This window comes from Polaromonas sp. P4_H1 (genome assembly GCF_056400945.1).
The window spans coordinates 555,665-574,395 of the sequence record NZ_JBFUKG010000001.1 but is presented as its reverse complement, the minus strand read 5'-3'; the positions used below and the strand labels follow the sequence as shown (position 1 = coordinate 574,395).

General features: G+C 66.1%; 18 protein-coding genes. 10 read left to right on the top strand and 8 right to left on the bottom strand.

All coding sequences use genetic code 11. The annotated features are described in order from the left end of the window. Positions 1 to 15 precede the first annotated feature (15 nt). The 6 genes from AC1DS5_RS02635 (at position 16) to otnI (ending at position 6,162) form a co-directional block, all read left to right on the top strand. A complete protein-coding gene (locus tag AC1DS5_RS02635; RefSeq protein WP_477716688.1) occupies positions 16 to 1,329 on the top strand; it encodes an MFS transporter in 1,314 nt (437 codons plus the stop codon). Between the two features lie 42 nt (positions 1,330 to 1,371). Beyond that, positions 1,372 to 2,283, top strand: coding sequence for an L-threonate dehydrogenase (gene ltnD / locus AC1DS5_RS02630; RefSeq protein ID WP_477716687.1), 912 nt, complete (start codon positions 1,372 to 1,374; stop codon positions 2,281 to 2,283). A 77-nt stretch (positions 2,284 to 2,360) separates the two neighbouring features. Next, a complete protein-coding gene (gene denD, locus AC1DS5_RS02625; protein WP_477716686.1) occupies positions 2,361 to 3,374 on the top strand; it encodes a D-erythronate dehydrogenase in 1,014 nt (337 codons plus the stop codon). A gap of 18 nt (positions 3,375 to 3,392) precedes the next feature. Next, the gene (otnK, locus tag AC1DS5_RS02620) at positions 3,393 to 4,676 is read left to right on the top strand and encodes a 3-oxo-tetronate kinase (protein WP_477716685.1); all 1,284 of its coding nucleotides are present in this window, start codon (positions 3,393 to 3,395) and stop codon (positions 4,674 to 4,676) included. Then, complete coding sequence (locus tag AC1DS5_RS02615; RefSeq protein WP_477716684.1) at positions 4,673 to 5,335, top strand: class II aldolase/adducin family protein; 663 nt, start codon at positions 4,673 to 4,675, stop codon at positions 5,333 to 5,335. Before otnK ends, AC1DS5_RS02615 begins: the two co-directional genes overlap by 4 nt. Before the next feature lie 5 nt (positions 5,336 to 5,340). Next, entirely contained in the window at positions 5,341 to 6,162 is an 822-nt protein-coding gene (otnI, locus tag AC1DS5_RS02610) for a 2-oxo-tetronate isomerase (protein ID WP_477716683.1), read from the top strand. A gap of 7 nt (positions 6,163 to 6,169) precedes the next feature. On the opposite strand, the gene alkB is transcribed toward otnI, so the two are convergent. The 4 genes from alkB to AC1DS5_RS02590 form a co-directional block, all read right to left on the bottom strand. Then, positions 6,170 to 6,823 carry a DNA oxidative demethylase AlkB gene (gene alkB, locus AC1DS5_RS02605; RefSeq protein ID WP_477716682.1) on the bottom strand — a complete coding sequence of 218 codons (654 nt, stop codon included), beginning with the start codon at positions 6,821 to 6,823 and terminating at the stop codon, positions 6,170 to 6,172. A 27-nt stretch (positions 6,824 to 6,850) separates the two neighbouring features. After that, positions 6,851 to 7,579 (bottom strand): 2OG-Fe(II) oxygenase, encoded by a 729-nt coding sequence (locus AC1DS5_RS02600; protein ID WP_477716681.1) that lies wholly within the window; start codon positions 7,577 to 7,579, stop codon positions 6,851 to 6,853. A gap of 65 nt (positions 7,580 to 7,644) precedes the next feature. After that, positions 7,645 to 8,061, bottom strand: coding sequence for a Cu(I)-responsive transcriptional regulator (cueR, locus tag AC1DS5_RS02595; RefSeq protein ID WP_477716745.1), 417 nt, complete (start codon positions 8,059 to 8,061; stop codon positions 7,645 to 7,647). Between the two features lie 106 nt (positions 8,062 to 8,167). Continuing rightward, a complete protein-coding gene (locus AC1DS5_RS02590) occupies positions 8,168 to 10,618 on the bottom strand; it encodes a heavy metal translocating P-type ATPase (RefSeq protein WP_477716680.1) in 2,451 nt (816 codons plus the stop codon). Positions 10,619 to 10,852: 234 nt separating this feature from the next. Here AC1DS5_RS02590 and AC1DS5_RS02585 point away from each other — a divergent pair, with 234 nt between their 5' ends. Together AC1DS5_RS02585 and asd are read left to right on the top strand one after the other, a co-directional pair. Then, positions 10,853 to 11,050 (top strand): heavy-metal-associated domain-containing protein, encoded by a 198-nt coding sequence (locus AC1DS5_RS02585; RefSeq protein ID WP_477716679.1) that lies wholly within the window; start codon positions 10,853 to 10,855, stop codon positions 11,048 to 11,050. A gap of 148 nt (positions 11,051 to 11,198) precedes the next feature. Then, positions 11,199 to 12,053 carry an archaetidylserine decarboxylase gene (asd, locus tag AC1DS5_RS02580; protein WP_477716744.1) on the top strand — a complete coding sequence of 285 codons (855 nt, stop codon included), beginning with the start codon at positions 11,199 to 11,201 and terminating at the stop codon, positions 12,051 to 12,053. Positions 12,054 to 12,096: 43 nt separating this feature from the next. Here the strand turns inward: asd and AC1DS5_RS02575 are convergent, their stop codons facing one another. Continuing rightward, a complete protein-coding gene (locus AC1DS5_RS02575) occupies positions 12,097 to 12,978 on the bottom strand; it encodes a DUF72 domain-containing protein (RefSeq protein WP_477716678.1) in 882 nt (293 codons plus the stop codon). 194 nt (positions 12,979 to 13,172) lie between these two features. On the opposite strand from AC1DS5_RS02575, the gene AC1DS5_RS02570 reads away from it, so the two are divergent. Next, positions 13,173 to 14,648 (top strand): M20 family metallopeptidase, encoded by a 1,476-nt coding sequence (locus tag AC1DS5_RS02570; protein WP_477716677.1) that lies wholly within the window; start codon positions 13,173 to 13,175, stop codon positions 14,646 to 14,648. Positions 14,649 to 14,654: 6 nt separating this feature from the next. Further along, entirely contained in the window at positions 14,655 to 15,641 is a 987-nt protein-coding gene (locus tag AC1DS5_RS02565) for a lysophospholipase (RefSeq protein ID WP_477716676.1), read from the top strand. 79 nt (positions 15,642 to 15,720) lie between these two features. Here AC1DS5_RS02565 and AC1DS5_RS02560 read toward each other — a convergent pair whose 3' ends face one another. From AC1DS5_RS02560 to AC1DS5_RS02550, 3 genes are all read right to left on the bottom strand, one after another. Further along, positions 15,721 to 16,194: a YidB family protein gene (locus tag AC1DS5_RS02560; RefSeq protein WP_477716675.1), complete on the bottom strand. Its 474-nt coding sequence runs from the start codon at positions 16,192 to 16,194 to the stop codon at positions 15,721 to 15,723. A gap of 392 nt (positions 16,195 to 16,586) precedes the next feature. Next, positions 16,587 to 17,357, bottom strand: a complete 771-nt coding sequence (locus AC1DS5_RS02555) for a 16S rRNA (uracil(1498)-N(3))-methyltransferase (protein WP_477716674.1) — start codon at positions 17,355 to 17,357, stop codon at positions 16,587 to 16,589. Between the two features lie 115 nt (positions 17,358 to 17,472). Then, the gene (locus AC1DS5_RS02550) at positions 17,473 to 18,639 is read right to left on the bottom strand and encodes an aminoglycoside phosphotransferase family protein (RefSeq protein WP_477716673.1); all 1,167 of its coding nucleotides are present in this window, start codon (positions 18,637 to 18,639) and stop codon (positions 17,473 to 17,475) included. Positions 18,640 to 18,731 lie beyond the last annotated feature (92 nt).

Sequence of the window (18,731 nt, the reverse complement as noted above, 5' to 3'; positions counted from 1 at the left end):
CTGGAGACGCACTACATGACTTCCTCGATCCTGGTGGGCGCCCTGCCCGCCCAAGACCCGCTTGAGCGCCGTGCCTATGGCAAAGTGTTCTGGCGCCTCGTGCCCTTCCTCATGCTCTGCTACGTGATCGCCTACCTCGACCGCGTGAACGTCGGCTTTGCCAAGCTGCAGATGGCGCAACAGCTGGGCTTCAGCGAAACCGTGTTCGGCCTCGGTGCCGGCATCTTCTTCCTCGGCTACTTCCTGTTCGAAGTGCCAAGCAACCTGCTCATGAGCAAGGTCGGCGCGCGGATCTGGATCGCGCGCATCATGATCACCTGGGGCCTGCTGTCGGCCTGCTTCATGTTCGTGAAGACGCCCACCACCTTCTATGTCTTGCGCTTCCTGCTGGGCCTGGCTGAAGCCGGCTTCTACCCGGGCGTGATCCTGTACCTGACCTACTGGTATCCGGCACACCGGCGCGCCAAAATCATCGCGGTCTTCATGTCGGCGATTCCGGTTGCGGGCATCTTTGGCAACCCCCTGTCGGGCTGGATCATGGATGCCTTCAACGGTGCCTCATCGCTGCAAGGCTGGCAATGGATGTTCCTGATCGAGGCCGTGCCCGCCTTGCTGATCGGCGTGGTGGTGCTGTTCTATCTGGACAACGGCATTGCCAAGGCCAAGTGGCTGGATGCCGACGAAAAGAAACTGCTGGCGCGCGAGATTGAACTCGACCAGCAGCACGGCAGCAAGGGCCCGCATTCGGTGGCCGGCGTGTTCAGGGACCGCCGCATCTGGTGGATGTCGCTGATCTACTTTGCCTTCGTGATGGGTCAGTACGCGTTGACGTTCTGGTTGCCAACGCTGATCAAGGCGACGGGCGTCAAGGGCAATCTGAACATCGGATTGCTGAGCGCCATTCCCTTCATCTGCGCAATCATTGCGATGAACCTGTTCGGCCGCAGCGCGGACCAGCGGCGCGAGCGCCGCTGGCACCTGATCGTGCCGGCACTGATGGGCGCGGTCGGCTTCACCGTGGCAGCCTCATACACCCAGAACACCGCCGTGTCGCTGACCTTCCTCTCGCTGGCCGCCGCTGGCGTGCTGACCTGCGCACCGCTGTTCTGGTCGCTGCCTACGGCGTTCCTGTCGGGCACGGCCGCAGCTGCCGGCATTGCCGTCATCAACTCGGTGGGCAACCTCGCCGGCTTCGTGAGCCCCTACCTGATCGGCTACCTCAAGGACGCCACCGGCAGTACCCAGGTCGGCATGTACGTGCTGGCCGGCGCCCTGGTGGTCGGCGCGATCGCCGTCTGGTGGACGCCCAAAGAGCTCGTCAATCGCTGAGCCACACCCTATCATCCCCGCATCACCCCAAGGAGTATTGACATGAATCCCATCATCGGCCTGATCGGCCTCGGCGCCATGGGCGGTGGCATGGCACAGTCGCTGCGCCGCGCCGGCTATGCCTTGCGGGTCTTCGACGTGCGCGCCGACGTGGCCCAGGCCTTTGCGCAGGGCGGCGGGACGGCCTGCGCCACGCTGGCGGAGCTCGGCGCCCAGTGCGATATCGTCATCTCGGTAGTGGTCAACGCCGCGCAGACCGAGAGCGTGCTGTTCGGCAGCGGCGACGTCGCCGGTTGCGCGGCTGCCATGAAACCCGGCAGCGTGTTCGTGATGTGCTCCACGGTGGATCCGCGCTGGTCGGCCGCGCTGGAGCAGCAGCTGGCGGAACTCGGCCTGCTCTACATTGACGCGCCGATTTCCGGCGGCGCCGCCAAGGCGGCGAGCGGCGACATGACGATGATGACCTCGGCCAGGCCGGAAGCCTACGAACGCTGCGAAGCCGTCCTCAACGCCATGGCTGCCAAGGTCTACAAGCTGGGCGACCAGGCCGGCGCCGGCAGCAAGGTCAAGATCATCAACCAGTTGCTGGCCGGCGTGCATATCGCGGCCGCCGCCGAAGCCATGGCGCTGGGCCTGCGCGAAGGCGTGGACGCGGCGGCGCTGTACGAGGTGATCACCCACAGTGCCGGCAACAGCTGGATGTTCGAGAACCGCATGGCCCATGTGCTGGCGGCCGACTACACGCCGCTGTCGGCGGTCGACATCTTCGTCAAGGACCTGGGGCTGGTGCTCGACCTGGCGCGTGCCAGCAAGTTTCCGCTGCCACTGTCCAGCACCGCGCACCAGATGTTCATGCAGGCGTCGACGGCCGGCTTCGCGAAGGAAGACGACAGCGCCGTGATCAAGATCTTCCCGGGCATCGAACTTCCCCAGCCGCCCAAGGCGGCTAACTGAGACGCCAGGGCGGCCCCTTACTCACCTCCTGCTCATTCCTTTCATCCTTTTTTCACTCCCTTCCCCAGGACACGACCATGCATATCCTGATCACCGGTGGCTGCGGCTTCGTCGGCGCGCGGCTGGCGCGCACCCTGTTGGCCTCGGGCTCGCTGGCGGTGGCCGGCGGGCCGGCGCAGGCCATCGCGACCATCACCCTGGCGGACCGCGCGCCCCCACCCGACGACTTGCGGGCCGACCCCCGCATCGTCTTCCTCGGCGGCGACCTCAACGAACAGCTGCAAAGCAGGCAACTTCCGAGTGCCGGCACCTCGCTGATCTTTCATCTGGCCGCGGCCGTCAGCAGCGAGTGCGAGGCGGATTTCGACCTGGGCATGCACAGCAACCTCGACGCCACGCGCGCGCTGCTCGAAGCCTGCCGCGCGCTCGGCACGAAGCCGGTGCTGGTGTTTTCCAGTTCGCTCGCCGTGTTCGGCCATTCGCCGCAGCAGCCCCTGCCCGCGGTGCTGGAAGACCACAGCTTGCCCACGCCGCAAAGCAGCTACGGCATCCAGAAATTCATCTGTGAACAGCTGGTGGCCGACTACGCGCGCAAGGGCTTTGTCGAGGGCCGCAGCGTGCGCCTGATGACGGTAGCGGTGCGCCCGGGCCGGCCGAACGCCGCTGCATCGAGTTTCCTGAGTGGCATGATCCGCGAGCCGCTGGCCGGCCAGCGCGCCCTGTGCCCGGTGCACCCGGACACCGGCGTGGCGCTGTCGTCGCCGGCGCGCACGGTCGAGGGCCTGATTCGCGCCGCGCAGGCCAGCCCCGCCGAGTGGGGCCCGCGCACCGCACTCAACCTGCCGGGACTCATGACCACGGTGCGTGAGATGGCGGCCGCGCTCGAGCGCGTGGCCGGGCCGGCGGCCACGGCGTTGCTCGACTGGCGCATCGACCCGGCGATTGAAAAAATCGTCACCACCTGGCCCGGCAACGTGAAGACCGCCCGCGCGCAAGCCATGGGCCTGGACGCCGACACCAGCTTCGAGCAGGTGATCCGCGACTACGTGCGCGAAAATCCGACCGCCGTGCGCCTTTCTGTGCGCCCCTGATACCGACCCGATACAACGATGAATCCCATTTTTCTAGGCTGCATCGCCGACGATTTCACCGGCGCCACCGATCTGGCCAATAACCTGGTGCGCAGCGGCATGCGTGTGGTGCAGACCATTGGTGTGCCGTCCATGCCACTGGACGCGGACGTGGACGCCGTGGTGGTGGCGCTCAAGTCGCGCACCATTGCCCCGGCTGATGCCGTGGCGCAATCGCTGGCCGCCCTGCGCTGGCTGCAGGCTCAAGGCGCGCGGCAAATCTACTTCAAGTACTGCTCCACTTTCGACAGCACGCCGCAAGGCAACATCGGCCCGGTCACCGAAGCGCTGATGGACGCGCTGTCGAACGTGGCAGGAGGGGACTTCACCATCGCCACGCCGGCTTTTCCCGACAACCAGCGCACCGTGTTCAAAGGCTACCTGTTTGCGGGCGACGTGCTGCTGAGCGAGAGCGGCATGCAAAGCCATCCGCTCACGCCGATGACCGACGCCAACCTGGTGCGCGTGCTGCAGGCGCAGTGCAAGCGCAAGGTCGGCCTGATCGACTACCGCGTCGTGGCCCGGGGCGAGGCCGCGATCCGTGCGCGCATTGACCAGCTCAAGGCCGAGGGGATCGGGGTGGCCGTGGTGGATGCGCTGTCCAACGACGACCTGCTGCGCCTCGGCCCGGCACTCAAGGGCATGCCGCTGGTCACGGCCGGCTCGGGCGTGGCGATCGGCCTGCCGCAAAACTTCGGCATTGCGCCCTCCTCCCAGGCCAGCGAGTTGCCTGCCGCCACGGGCTTGCAGGCCGTGGTGTCGGGCAGCTGTTCGATGGCCACCAACCGCCAGGTGCTGGCCTTCATCAAGGCCGGGCGTCCGGCGCTGGGCATCGACCCGCTGCGCATCGCTGCCGGCGTGGACGTTGCCGCCGAAGCGCTGGCCTGGGCCGAGCCGCTGATTCAGAAAGGTCCGGTGCTGGTGTATTCCACGGCGGACTCGAATGCAGTCAAATCGGTGCAAGGCCGCCTGGGTGTCGAAGAAGCCGGCGCCATGGTCGAACGCACCATCGCGGCCATTGCGCGCGGCCTGGTCGAGCGCGGCGTGCGCCAGCTGGTGGTCGCGGGCGGTGAAACCTCGGGCGCCTGCGTGCAGGCACTCGACATCACGCAAATGAAGATCGGCCCGCAGATCGATCCCGGCGTGCCCTGGTGCCACGCCCAGTCCGATGCGGCCGATGCGACAGGATTGCACCTCACGCTCAAGTCGGGCAACTTCGGCACCGACGACTTTTTCACCAAAGCCTTTACGATGCTCACATGACCGAGACCGAAGCCCGTGAAGAAATCTGCCGCGTGGGCAAAAGCCTGTTCGAGCGCGGTTATGTGCATGCCACGGCCGGCAACATCAGCGTGCGGCTCGACGATGGTTTCCTGATCACGCCCACCGATGCCTGCCTGGGCTTTCTCGATCCGGCCAGGCTCGCGCGGCTGGATGTCAACGCGCAACAGCTCAGCGGCGACCGGGCCAGCAAGACCATCGCACTGCATGCCCATATTTATGGCGCGGCGGGCCGATTTGATGCCAATACCCGCTGCGTGATCCACACCCACAGCACGCACTGCGTGGCGCTAAGCCTCGAGGCCACGGGTGCCGAGTTGCTGCCACCGATCACGCCCTACTTTGTGATGAAGGTCGGCCATGTGCCGCTGATCCCCTACCATCGCCCCGGCGACCCGCAGGCGGCGGCCCTGGTGGCGCAAACCATTGCCCGCTATGGCGAGCGTGGCGCGCCGATCCGCGCCGTCATGCTGGAGCGCCTGGGGCCCAATGTCTGGCACGATTCGCCCGCCGCCGCCATGGCCACGCTCGAAGAACTTGAAGAAACCGCCAGGCTGATGGCCCTAAGCCGCACGCCGCCCGAACCGCTGACCGAAACCCAAATCGATGAACTGCGCCAGATCTTTGGCGCGCACTGGTGAACCCCATGCCCCAATTTGCTGCCAACCTTTCCATGCTTTACCCTGAACTCGATTTTCTCGACCGCTTTGAGGCGGCCGCGAAAGACGGCTTCAAGGCGGTTGAGTACCTGTTTCCCTATGCCTATGAGAGCCGTGAACTGGCGGCACGCCTGAAAGCCCACGGCCTGCAGCAGGTGCTGTTCAATGCGCCCCCCGGTGACTGGGACCAGGGCGAACGCGGCCTGGCCTGTCTGCCCGGGCGCGAGGCGGAGTTTCGCAGCGGCATCACCCGGGCGCTGGACTATGCGGCAGCGCTCGACTGCCCGCGCGTCCATGTCATGGCCGGCCTGGTGCCTGCGGGCGTCGAGCGCGAGGCGGTGCGCCCGACCTATGTGGACAACCTGCGCTGGGCCGCCGCCGAAGCCGCGAAACAGGGCGTGGATGTGCTGATCGAGCCGATCAACACCCGCGACATCCCGCGCTTCTTTTTGAACCGGCAGGACCATGCGCATGAACTGATCGCCGAGATCGGCGCGCCCAATGTCAAGGTGCAGTTCGATCTGTACCACTGCCAGATCGTCGAGGGTGATGTGGCCATGAAGATACGCCAGTACCTGCCGACCGGCCGCGTCGGCCATTTCCAGCTCGCCGGCGTGCCCGAGCGGCACGAACCCGATATCGGCGAGATGAACTACCCCTACCTGTTCAAGGTGATCGATGAGGTGGCGCAGCAATGCGGCTGGACCGGTTGGGTCGGCTGCGAATACCGCCCCAGCCGTGGCGCGCAGCCTGGAGGTACGTCGGCGGGACTGGGCTGGATGAAGGCGAACGCCCAAGCCGGCGCCTGACCAGCGCCTAAGCTGCGCGGCGAAACGTCAGGTTGATGCGCTGCCGTCCCAGCAGGGCGTGCTCGCCCTTGGGCAGCGGCGCAACGCCGTGGTAGGCCAGCCGCGACGGGCCGCCCCACACGGCCACATCGCCGTGCACCAGCCGGTAACGCGCCGGGCGGTCTTTGCGCAGCGTGCTGCCAAATAAAAACACGGCCGGCAAACCCAGCGACACCGACACAATCGGCGCGCTCATGTCGCCCTCGTCCCGGTCCTGGTGCAGCGACAGGCGCGCGCCGGGTTCATAGCGGTTGACCAGGCAGGCATCTGGCCTGAAGTCATTGAAGCCGGCTTCGGCCGCCGCGCGCCCGGCCAGATCGACAAAGCAGTCGGGCATGGGCGGCCAGGGTTGGCCAGACAGCGGGTCGGTGCGGGTGTAGCGGTAACCGGTGCGATCGGACACCCAGCCCAGCGCACCGCAATTGCTCATGGCCACCGACATGGTGTAGCCGCCCGGTGTGACGAGATGGCGCCAGGGTGCGCAGGCTGTCACCTGCGCCACCGCGTCAAGCAGTGCCTGGTCCACACCGATGGCAAAGCCGCGCAGCAACACGGCGCCCGGCGCCATGACCTGCGGCGCGACATAGGGAAGCGGCTCTTCCTCGAACAGGTTTTTGGTCAAAAGGTTTCCCCCAACCACTTACTGCGACTACTGCGCGTCATGAAAAATGATACCCAGCGTGTGGCGCTGCCCGGAACGCAGCCGGCTGACACCATGGCGCATGGTGACCCGGTACACCCCCCGGCTGCCCTGCACCGGGCGCTGGTTCACTGCAAACACCACAGCATCGCCTTGCGCCAGCGGCACCACCTCCGGCCGCGACTGCATGCGTGGGCGCTGTTCGGTCAGCACGAATTCGCCGCCCGTGAAGTCTTCACCGGGCCGTGACAACAGCACCGCCACCTGGAGCGGAAACACCTGCTCGCCATACAGGTCCTGGTGCAGGCAGTTGTAATCGCCGGGCCCATAGCGCAGCAGCAGCGGCGTCGGGCGCTGCTGGCCCGCGGCATGGCAGCGCGCCAGAAAATCGGCGTGGTCACCCGGGAAGCGCGCCTCCATGCCGAGAGCCGCATTCCACGCGTTGGCCACGCCCGCCAGCGCCGGATACAGCGTGGCGCGCAGGCGTTGCACGGTCTCGGGCAGGGGGTAGCTGAAATACTGGTATTCGCCGCGCCCGAAGCCATGCTGCTGCATCACGACGCGGCTGCGGAAGTGCCGGGTGTCCGGGTAGAGCCGCACGAGCGCCTCGCAGTCAGCGGCGCTGAGCAGCTGCGGGATGACCGCGCTGCCCTGCTGGTTCAGCTCGGCCGTGGTCTCGGCCCAGTGAGCGGCGCCGGGCGTGAGGTGTGAAGCAAGGTGTGAGGCAAACAGGTCCATGTCTCAGCATAAATCGGTGTGCGCCTTGATGCACGCCGGATCCGGACATTTCATGGCGGCCCGGCTCAGGCGGCCAACTCGGTCAGGATGGGGCAATCCGGCCGGCTGTTGCCCTGGCAACAATGCGCCAGATGCTGCAGGGTTTGCTTCATCGCCGCCATCTCGGCAATGCGCCGTTCCAGGTCGGCCACATGGGCCAGCGCGATGCGCTTGACATCGGCACTGGCGCGGCGCTTGTTTTGCCACAGCTTGAGCAGCTCGGCGATTTCGGCCATGCTGAAGCCCAGCGTGCGGGCGCGGCGAATGAAGCTCAGGGTGTGCACTTCCTTCTCGCCATACTGCCGGTAGCCCGCGTCGGTGCGGTGCACGGCCGGCAGCAGGCCCAGGGATTCGTAGTGGCGGATCATCTTGGAAGAAACGCCGGAGCGGGCGGCGGCCTGGCCGATGTTTAAAGGGCCCCCACGCTTTTCACTTTGTGTAATACGCTGCCCCCCAAGGGGGCTGGCCTTGCTTGGGGCGGCCCGGCGCGGCGGCCGGCCTTCACGGTTTTCACTGTGTGTCATAGCTTGCCTTGCAAGGGTTGAGGCGTCATTTCGTCGCTCCTTTCCAGCGCCGCAGCAGCAAGGCATTCATCACCACGCTGACGCTGCTGAAGGCCATGGCGGCACCGGCAATCACCGGGTTCAGCAGCCCAAAGGCCGCCAGCGGTATGCCCACCACGTTGTAGAAAAACGCCCAGAACAGGTTTTGCTGGATCTTGGCGTAGGTGCGGCGCGAAATGTCGATGGCATCGGCCACCAGCGCCGGGTCGCCGCGCATCAGCGTGATGCCCGCCGCGTGCATGGCCACATCGGTGCCGGTGGACATGGCAATACCCACATCGGCGGCCGCCAGCGCCGGCGCATCGTTGATGCCGTCGCCCACCATCGCGACGCGGCCGGTCTTGTCCTGCAGCGCCTGCTTGAGCCGGCCCAGGATATTGGCCTTGTCTTCCGGCAGTACCTGAAAATGCACCCGGTCGATGCCGAGCTGGTGGGCCACCGCCTCTGCGCTGCCGCGGTTGTCGCCGGTGACCAGGGCGGTCTGTATGCCCAGCGCGTGCAGCCGGGCAATCGCCGGGCCTGCGGCCGGCTTGAGGCTGTCGCCAAACGCCATCAGGCCGAGCAGTTGCGGCTGGGTGGTGACGTCGGCCAGCCAGGAGACGGTGCGGCCCTGGTCCTGGAGCGCCTCGGCGCGCGCTGCGCCGGCGCTCAGGTCAACCCCCAGCTCCTGCATGAAGCGCGGACTGCCCAGCCGGAGCGCCCGCCCCTCGACCACGGCCGACATGCCGCGCCCGGCGACCGCTTGCACCTGCGACGCTGCCGGGACATGCAGGCCGTCCCGCACGGCCTGCGCGGTCACGGCCTTGGCCAGCGGGTGTTCGCTGCCGGCCTGGATGGCGGCACTCCAGGCCAGCAGGGCGTCGCGCGAACCGCCATAAGACTCCAGCGCGACCAGTTCGGGATGGCCCTGCGTCAGCGTGCCGGTTTTGTCAAAGGCCACCAGCTTCACCCGGTGCGCCACCTCCAGCGCCTCGGCGTCCTTGATCAGGATGCCGTGGCGCGCGGCCACGCCGGTGCCGGCCATGATGGCCGTCGGCGTGGCCAGCCCCAGCGCACAGGGGCAGGCAATCACCAGCACGGCCACGGCGTGCAGGATGGCGGCCTCCCACTGGCCGGTGAGCAGGCCCCAGCCCAGCAGCGTCACCGCTGCGATGGCCATGACCACCGGCACGAACACCGCGCTGACCTGGTCCACCAGCCGCTGTATGGGGGCTTTGCGAGCCTGCGCCGATTCCACCATGCGCACAATGCGGGCCAGTGTCGATTCAGCCCCGACGGCCGCGGTGCGCACCACGATCAAGCCTTCGGCGTTGATGGCGCCGCCGGTGACGCGGTCGCCCGCGTGTTTGCTGACGGGCAGGCTTTCACCCGTGATCAGCGACTCGTCGACCTGGGTGGCGCCTTCGGTGACTTCACCGTCGACGGCGATGCGTTCGCCGGGGCGCACCACGACCAGGTCGCCCACCCGCACCTCGGAGATGGCGACCTCTTCGTCATGGCCTTCGCGGCGCCGGCGTGCGGTTTCCGGCCGCAGCGCATTGAGCGCGCGGATCGCCTCGGTGGTCTGGCGTTTGGCGCGCGCTTCCATCCACTTGCCCAGCAGCACCAGCGTGATCACGACGGCCGAGGCCTCGAAATACAGGTGATCCATGGCGTGTTCGCCGTGCACCAGCAACTGATAAACACTGAGGCCATAGGCGGCGGACGTGCCGATGGCCACCAGCAGGTCCATGTTGCCGGTCCCGGCGCGCAGGGCCTTGAAACCCGCGCGGTAAAAACGCGCCCCCAGCCAGAACTGCACCGGCGTGGCGAGCGCCCACTGCAGCCAGCCGTCCAGCATCCAGTGCCGGCCAGCCAGCGCACCCAGCATGGGCAGCATCAGCGGCGCCGACAGGGCCGCTGCCAGGGCGACCGGCCACCACGGCGCGCCGACTTTGGTGGCGGCGCAGGTCTGATCGGCCAGGCTGTCGCCGTGGGCCTGCATTTCGTGGGCCTGGTAGCCCGCCTTGTTCACCGCGGCGATGAGCTGGGCCGCCGAGAGCGTGCCACCCACCAGCTTGACCTCGGCCGTCTCGGTGGCCAGATTGACGTCGGCCGACAGCACGCCGGGCAGCTGCCTGAGCGCCTTCTCCACGCGCGAAACGCAGGACGCGCAGGTCATGCCCTCGATGCCGAGCCGCAGGGGCTGCTCACTGACGGCATAGCCCGCCTTTTCCACCGCGGCCTTCAGCGCGCCCATGCCGACGTCGCGGCGCGCCTTGACGGCAGCCTGCTCGGTCGCAAAATTGACGTCGACCTCCAGCACCCCCGCGATGCCGCGCAGGGCCCGCTCCACCCGGGCGACACATGACGCGCAGGTCATGCCCTGCACGGCAAAGCGCCATTCGTTCAGGACCTGGGGGGTGTCGGGGATTTTCAGGGTATCGGCGATGCTCATGGGCGGGCTTCCGGGGGCGGACTGCTGGAGTGAGGACAGGACAGGACAGGAGGAACCATGGTTGCAGTGTGAACCTTACCACCATGGCAGGGTCAAGCGCGCGTCGTCTATAACCCTTCCATCGCCGGGACTTTGCGCCGGACGGCTTGACCCTGCCCCCGTGGGAAGGTTCAGACTATGGGTGCAGTGTTGCACCGGCTTGTTGCACCAGCTTTCACCGTTCAAGGAGCTTTCATGGAACTCAAGGAATTCGACGTCCCCTCGATGAGCTGCGGGCATTGCGCCAGCGCGATCACCCAGACGCTGAAGGGGCTGGACCCCGGCGCGGAGGTCAGCGTGGACCTGGACCGCAAAAAAGTCACCGTCCGGACCACGGAAGACCGGCAAAAGATCGCGGCGGCGCTGTCGGAAGCCGGTTATCCCACCCATTGAGCCACACGCATCACCCTGCGCATCCTGTGGGGTGGCGGGGGTAGGCGCACAAGCCGCGCATAAGCCGCGCGCGCGTCGCCGCAGTGGCCTCGGCGAGCGCCTCTTGCGCACCGATAGAATGAATCTTCCCTCACTACCGCCCGCGCCTGTGTCCGACCGCTTTTCCGTACTGCCCCAATACCTGCTGCCCAAGCAGGCGCTGACTGCTTTCGCAGGTTTCGTTGCATCGAGGGAGCGTGGCTGGGTCACCACCGAAATCATTCGGCGCTTTGTCGCCAAATACCAGGTGAACATGGAGGAAGCCGCCCGCGCCGACATCGCCAGCTACCTGACATTCAATGATTTTTTCACGCGGGCGCTCAAGCCCGGTGTGCGGCCCTTGGCGGACGCCGACCTGATCTCGCCGGTCGACGGCGCGATCAGCCAGTTTGGCCAGATTGAGCATGACCAGATTTTCCAAGCCAAGGGTCACAGTTACTCCACCACGGCGCTGGTCGGCGGTGACGCAGCGCTGGCCGCGCAGTTCCAGAACGGCAGCTTTGCCACGCTGTACCTGAGCCCCAAGGATTACCACCGCATTCACATGCCGTGTGACGGGCGCCTGACGCGCATGGTCCACGTGCCCGGCGAGCTGTTTTCCGTCAACCCGATCACCGCGCGCGGTGTGCCCGGGCTGTTTGCGCGCAACGAGCGTGTGGTGTGCGTGTTCGAGTCGCCCCGCGGACCGTTTGTGTTGGTCCTGGTCGGCGCCACCATTGTGGGCAGCATGGCCACGGTGTGGCATGGCGTGGTGAATCCACCGCGCGGCAAGCAGGTGCGCGCCTGGGATTACGACCCCAAGGCCGAGTCCGCCGTTGTGCTGCGGCGGGGCGAGGAGATGGGCCGCTTTTTGCTCGGCTCGACGGTCGTCATGCTCTTTCCCGCCGGACCGCTGCACTTCAATCCCGACTGGGCGCCCGGCCGCCTCATCCGGCTGGGCGAAGCCATGGCCAATTACGCCTGAAGAGGTTTGAAGAGGTCGGGTTTTAACAATCCGGCCTTCTACTTCAGGGTGCGGGCGTTGGCCGGAAGCCCAGGCGTGCCAGCAAGGCCATCGCCGCCGCGGGAGCCCTTTCCTTCGCGCCATTGATGAAGTAAACAAACACTTCGCGCGGCCGAACGGGGGCTGGTGACGCCTCCAGGGCCGGCAGGTCTTCCGGCGTCTCGCCAGCGGCCCAGCGGCGGGCGCGCTCCGCCCAGGCGTCCAGTGCCGCCTCCGCGTAGCCGGTGGCCAGTGCGGCATCGCTCATCATCAGCCGGGCATAGACGATGTCGCCGGTCAGGTCGGCGAACCAGGGAAATTTGTCGGCATCGGTGAACACAGTGGCTACCCGGTAACGCCGCGCCAGCGCCAGGTAGGCCGGGTCCATGAAGCTTTCATGGCGCACATCCACCACATGGCGCAGCGCCCGCCCATCGACCTGGGTTGGCAACAACGCCAGAAAAGCCTCGAAATCCTGCGCCTCAAACACCTTGCCGGGCATGAACTGCCAGACGATGGGGCCGAGCTTGCGGCCCAGTTCACTGATGCCGCTCTCTACAAAGCGGGTGATCGAGTCGCCCGCCTCGGCCAGCACGCGGCGGTTGGTGGCATAACGTGAGGCCTTCAGTGAAAAAACGAAATCATCGGGCGTTTCGTCGTGCCACTTTTTGAAGCTGGCCGGCTTGAGCGTGCCGTAGTAGGTGCCATTGACCTCGATGGCGCTGAGCTGGCGGCTCGCATAGGCCAGCTCCCGGCTGTGCGGCAGGCCGTCCGGAAAGAAGTTGCTGCGCCAGGGTTCATAGGTCCAGCCACCCACACCGACACGGATGGATGTCGGGGCTTGCGCGGTAACAGGGTCGGATGAAGCTTGCAGTCGTTCGCTGGATGGACGGGATGGATGGATCATGAGGTCTCCATGTGCGGGATCTCCTCTAAATGAAGGAGATAGTTGGGCCAGAAATCACCGATCAAACAGGCCGGGGCCGCAACTGCAGCTGTAAGTCGCATTCTGCGACAGTATTCAGTGGCGCGATTTTTAAGGTCAGCGTAAAGTAGCAGCCATTGCCCAGCGCGCACTTTTCGTTCCCGGAGTCTGTCCCCATGAATGCCCCCCTGCACCGCGAAATTCCCGCCAGCGTCCTCAACGCCGCCCAGGCCCTGTCGCAGGTGTCTGCCCAGTGGGACAGCGACATCGTCCAACAGATCACCGACTACATCGCCATTCCCGCCAAGTCGCCCACGTTTGACAGCGACTGGGCGCAGCATGGTTTTATCGACACCGTCATGCGCAACGCCGCCAGCTGGGTGGAGGCGCAAAAAGTCGAAGGCCTGACGCTGGAAATCGTGCGGCTGGAAGGGCGCACGCCGGTGCTGTTTTTTGAGATTCCGGCGACGCGCGCCGACTCCACGCAAACAGTGTTGATGTACGGCCACCTCGACAAGCAGCCCGAGTTCACCGGCTGGCGCACCGACCTCGGCCCGTGGACGCCGAAATACATCGACGGCAAGCTCTATGGTCGCGGCGGTGCCGATGATGGCTATGCGGTCTACGCCAGCATTGCCGCGGTGCAGGCCCTCAAGGCGCAGGGCGTGGCGCATCCGCGCATCGTCGGCCTGATTGAAACCTGTGAAGAAAGCGGCTCTTACGACCTGCTGCCTTACGTGAACGCCCTGCGTGAGCGCCTCGGCGACGTTGCGCTGGTGGTCTGCCTCGATTCGGGTGCCGGCAATTACGACCAGCTCTGGCTCACCACCAGCCTGCGCGGCAATGCGGCCGGCGTGCTCAAGGTCGAGGTGCTGACCGAAGGCGTGCACTCGGGCGACGCCAGCGGACTGGTGCCGTCGAGCTTTCGCATCATGCGGCAGGTGCTGGACCGCCTGGAGGACAGCAAGACCGGGCGCCTGCTGCCGCAGAGCTTTCATTGCGAAATTCCGGCCGACCGGCTGGCCCAGGCGCAGGCCACCGCCAAAATTCTGGGCGATGAAATCTACAAGCGCTTTCCGTGGGCCCACTACGACTGCGAAGGTTCAAGCACCCTGGCCCTGCCGACCACCACCGACCCGGTCGAGGCGCTGCTCAACCGCACGTGGCGACCCACCCTGAGCGTGACCGGCGCGGAAGGTTTTCCGGCGCTCAAGGATGCGGGCAATGTGCTGCGTCCCTGTACCGCCTTCAAGCTCTCGCTGCGCTTTCCGCCGCTGATTGACGCCAGCGCCGCCGTGCAGGAACTGAAAACCTTGCTCGAAGACAATGCTCCCTACCAGGCCCGGGTCACCTTTGAAAGCAGCGGCGGCGCCACCGGCTGGAACGCCCCCGGTACCGTGCCATGGTTTGAGCAGGCGCTGAACGATGCCTCGCAGAGTTTCTTTGGCGCGCCCTGCGGCACCATTGGCCAGGGCGGCACGATCCCGCTCATGAACATGCTGAGCCAGGGCTTTCCCAAGGCGCAGATGATGGTGTGCGGCGTGCTGGGCCCCAAGAGCAATGCCCATGGGCCCAACGAATTCCTGAACGTGCCCTATGCCAAGAAGCTGACCGCAGCGGTGGCGCATGTCATGGCCCGGATGCCGGGTTGAATGCGCATGGCTGTTTTTTCTTTCAACCGGCCTGCGCCCAAAGTCGTTTTCCCCAAATCGAAATCTCACCACACACCCTCCACGGTGGTCGTGCCCTTCACCGCCCGCGATGGTGAAAACCTCGCCCTGTACGAATGGCCGCTGGATGACTGGGCCAATGCCATGGGCCGGATCAGGCGGCCACCCCGCGCGGTGGTGCTGATGGTTCACGGCCTGGGCGAGCATGCCGGCCGCTATGCGCCTGTGGCCCGCCGGCTGCTTGAATGGGGTTTTGAAGTGCGGGCCTACGACCAGCGCGGCCACGGGCGGTCGGGTGGCGCGCGCGGTGTGCTGCCCGACGACACGGCCCTGCTCGAAGACTTGGCGGAGATGGTCGATGACATGCGGCTGCACTGCCGGCGGCTGCAGCCTGTCAGCAGCGCGGCGCAGCAGGAGCCGCAACCCCTGCCCCTGATCCTGTTGGGTCACAGCCTGGGTGGCCTGGTTGTGAGCCGCTTCGTCGCGCTCAATATGCGGCCGGTGGATGGTCTGGTGATGTCGTCGCCGGCACTGGACCCGGGGCTCAATGCGCTGCAAAAACTGTTGCTGGCCGTGATGCCCAGGCTGGCACCCAATCTGTGCGTCGGCAATGGGCTGGACCCTTATGGCCTGTCCCACGATGACCTGGTGGTTCAAAAATACCTTGCGGATCGGCTGGTGCACAGCAAGATTTCCGCCCGGCTGGGTGAGTTCATTGCCACCGGTGGCCCGGCCACGGTGGCGGCCGCCGCCGGCTGGAGCACGCCCACCTTGTTGATGTACGCCGGCGCCGACCGCCTCGTCAACCCCGCGGGCAGCCGCGCTTTTGCGCAAGCTGCCGCCAGTTCATCGACCGTGGCGCCCGGCACTGTGACCAGCAAGTGCTTCGAGGGCTTCTATCACGAGATTTTCAACGAGGTGGATGCGGGGTCGGTGTTTGACACCCTGAAGGACTGGCTGGACGCCAGATTTTAGAGAAAACAGACCACAGCCCGTGCTCTGTCGCCATCGTCAGCTATCGAATCAATAGCAATGATGGAGCCTGAGCCACTGCTCAGCCTTTTTGCAGCAGGCCGCCGAGCATGCCCATCAGGTCATCCGAGTTGCCCAGGCCATCTGCCGGTGCCTGGCCTTGCGGGGTGAGCCGGTCAATCAGGCCGGGCAGGATGCTGGACAGCTGGCTCGCCGCATCACCCTCGCTAACCCCCAGTTTCTCGGCCAGGCCGGAGAGCGCGTCCGGGCCCAGCACATCGCTCAGCTGTTCGCCCGAGATGGCCTGGTTCTGCCCGCTGCTGACCCAGGAGCCAATCACGTCACCCAGGCCGGCCTGCTGAAACCTGGCCACCAGGCCGCCCAAACCGCCCTGCGCGCCGTCGTTGCTCAACATGCCCGTGATGGCTTGCAGCAATTGCGGATTGCTGGCCACCAGGCCGATCAGGCCACCCAGACCACCGCTGGCGGCGTTGTCACCGCTTGGGGGCTGCTGCCCGTTCATGACCGCGCCCAACACTGAATCAAATAAACCCATGGTGTGCTTTCAAAGTTGGAAAAAAAAGAACCCGGAAAAGCGGCACAGGCCCCAAACACCTGGCCGGCTACGTGGCCCTGATTGTGGTGTTTGCGCCGCGTCGCTGCAAGCTGCGCCGCCTAAGAACCTGTTTGCGATCTAAACGGGGGCCGCGCAAGCACCTTCTCGGGATGGGATGCAAGGCGCGGTGCGCCGCCCATAGCTCGGGCTATGGGCAAGCGCCGCAACGCCGCAGACCGCCCGAGAAGGCGCTTGCCCTTCGGGTTGGGGTGAAATCGGGCGATTGAGCCACCCGAGCCCTTGCATGGGCATTAGCCCATGCGGCGGACCCGGGCGCCCCACTCATCCCGATTGCACCCCAACGCGGCCTCGTTTAGATCGTAAACAGGTTCTCAGGTCTGCACTGGCGGCAAAAGCGTCAGCAGCGACAGGCAGGCCAGCGGCGCCGTCTCGGCGCGCAGCACGCGCGGGCCCAGGGTGACCGGGGCAAAGCCGCAGGCGATGGCCGCGGCTTCTTCGGCCGCGTTCAGGCCACCCTCCGGGCCACTGAGAAATGTCAGCGCGCCCGTGCTGGCGACGGCCCTGGCCAGCGGCTGCGTGCCCTCGCGCAGTGACAGCAGCAGCCGTGTGCCCGTAGCGGCGGCAGGCGCTTGCGCCAGGTCGTTCTTCAGCCACTCATCCAGGCCGGTGACTTCGTGGATCACCGGGATGCGGTTACGGCCGCATTGTTCGCAGGCCGCCACGGCCACGCCGCGCCAGTGCGCGAGCTTTTTCCCGGCGCGTTCGCCCTTGATACGCAGCACGGTGCGCTCGCTCATCAGCGGGCGGATGCTGGCCACGCCCAGTTCGGTTGCCTTCTCGATCAGCCAGTCCATGCGTTCATTGGCGGGCATGCCCAGCACCAGATGGACGGCACGGTCTGCTTCACGCCGTGTTGCGGTGTAGGCCCCAATGGTGACCTGCACATCGCTGCGGCCCATGCGTTCAATGGTGGCGTCAAACTCGCCTTCACTGCCGGGCTCGCCGTTGCCCTGGCCGTTGAACAGCGTGATGGTATCGCCGGGTTGCAGGCGCAGGACCTGCACATGGCGGGCGGCCTGATCGGGCAGGCTGACGGAACTGCCGGGCACCAGTGCGAGGTCGGCGTGGAAACGGGCGGTCACGGTAGCGGGAGGCGGTTGACTGCGAGACTGGCTGCAATGGTTGCGATGGCTGCAGCTGCTGCAAAAACAATAGCGGCAGGCTGGCGGTGTGTAAGGGCTGATGCCTGGGTTTGCATCAGAAAGTGTAGCCCACGCGGGTTTCGTTGCCTTCAATCTCGTCGAGCAGCACCATCAGCGGCCCGAGCTGCCGGTAGCGGGCGGCGGTATGGCGCGCATACCGGATGAAGCGCGGCGTGTCCGCCAGGTATTTGGGCTTGCCGTCGCGCAGCGTGAGCCGCGCAAAGATGCCGAGTACCTTGAGGTGGCGCTGCAGGCCCATCCACTCCACGGCGCGGTAAAACTCGCCGAAATCATCACCGACCGGCAGGCCGGCCGTGCGCGCCTTTTGCCAGTAGCGCACGGTGACGTCGAGCACGAAATCCTCATCCCAGCTCAGGAACGCGTCGCGCATCAGGCTGGCAATGTCATAGGTGATGGGACCGTACACCGCATCCTGGAAGTCCAGGATGCCCAAGCGCGTGCCGGACTCACCATGAGGTTTCGCCGCCGGGCCGCCCCAAGGCGAAACAGCCCCCTCGGGGGGCAGTGCAGTACGCGAAGCGACAAGCGTGGGGGCCATCAAATTTCGGGGCATGAAGTCGCGATGTACGTAGACGCGCGCGCCGCCCAGCGACTGCAGGTTGCTGGCCTTGATCTGCGCAAACAGGCCATCGAGCTTGCCCTGCAGGCCGGTCTCCAGTGCCATGCCGCGGTGCCGGGCGACATACCAGTCGGGGAAGAGCGCGAGTTCGCGCGACAGCAGCGCGTCGTCATAGGGTGGCAGCACGTCCGGCCGGGAGGCGAGCTGCCAGCGCACCAGCGCATCCGCCGCGTCCATGTACAGCTCATGGTGTGCGGACGTCGGGCTGGCGAGGGCATCGGCGGCCTGGGGTGGGCCGATCACGTCGAGCATGGTCTGCGTGCCCAGGTCCGTGAGCAGCATGAAGCCCAGGGGCTCATCCCAGGACAGGACGCGAGGCGCATTCAAGCCCGCGTCCTGCATCAGTCCGGCCACCTTCACAAAGGGCTTGCAGTCTTCCTGGGCTGGTGGCGCATCCATGATGATGAAACTGCCGGCACCGTCTGCCCGGTCTACCCGCAGATAACGACGGAAGCTGGCGTCGGCGGAAGCCAGTCTCACGCTCTCAGCCCGCAGGCGGTGCTGCCCGGCCATGGCGGCCAGCCAGTGGTTAAAGGCGCTGGCACGCGCCGGATCGGCCCAGACGACAGGGGAAGAAATCATGATTGGCGGGCCTTCGTCAGGGCGGCGGCCAGGCGCTGCTTTGCGGCGCCAAGGGTGGAGTGGAGGGTCATGGATAATCGGCCTTGATTTTA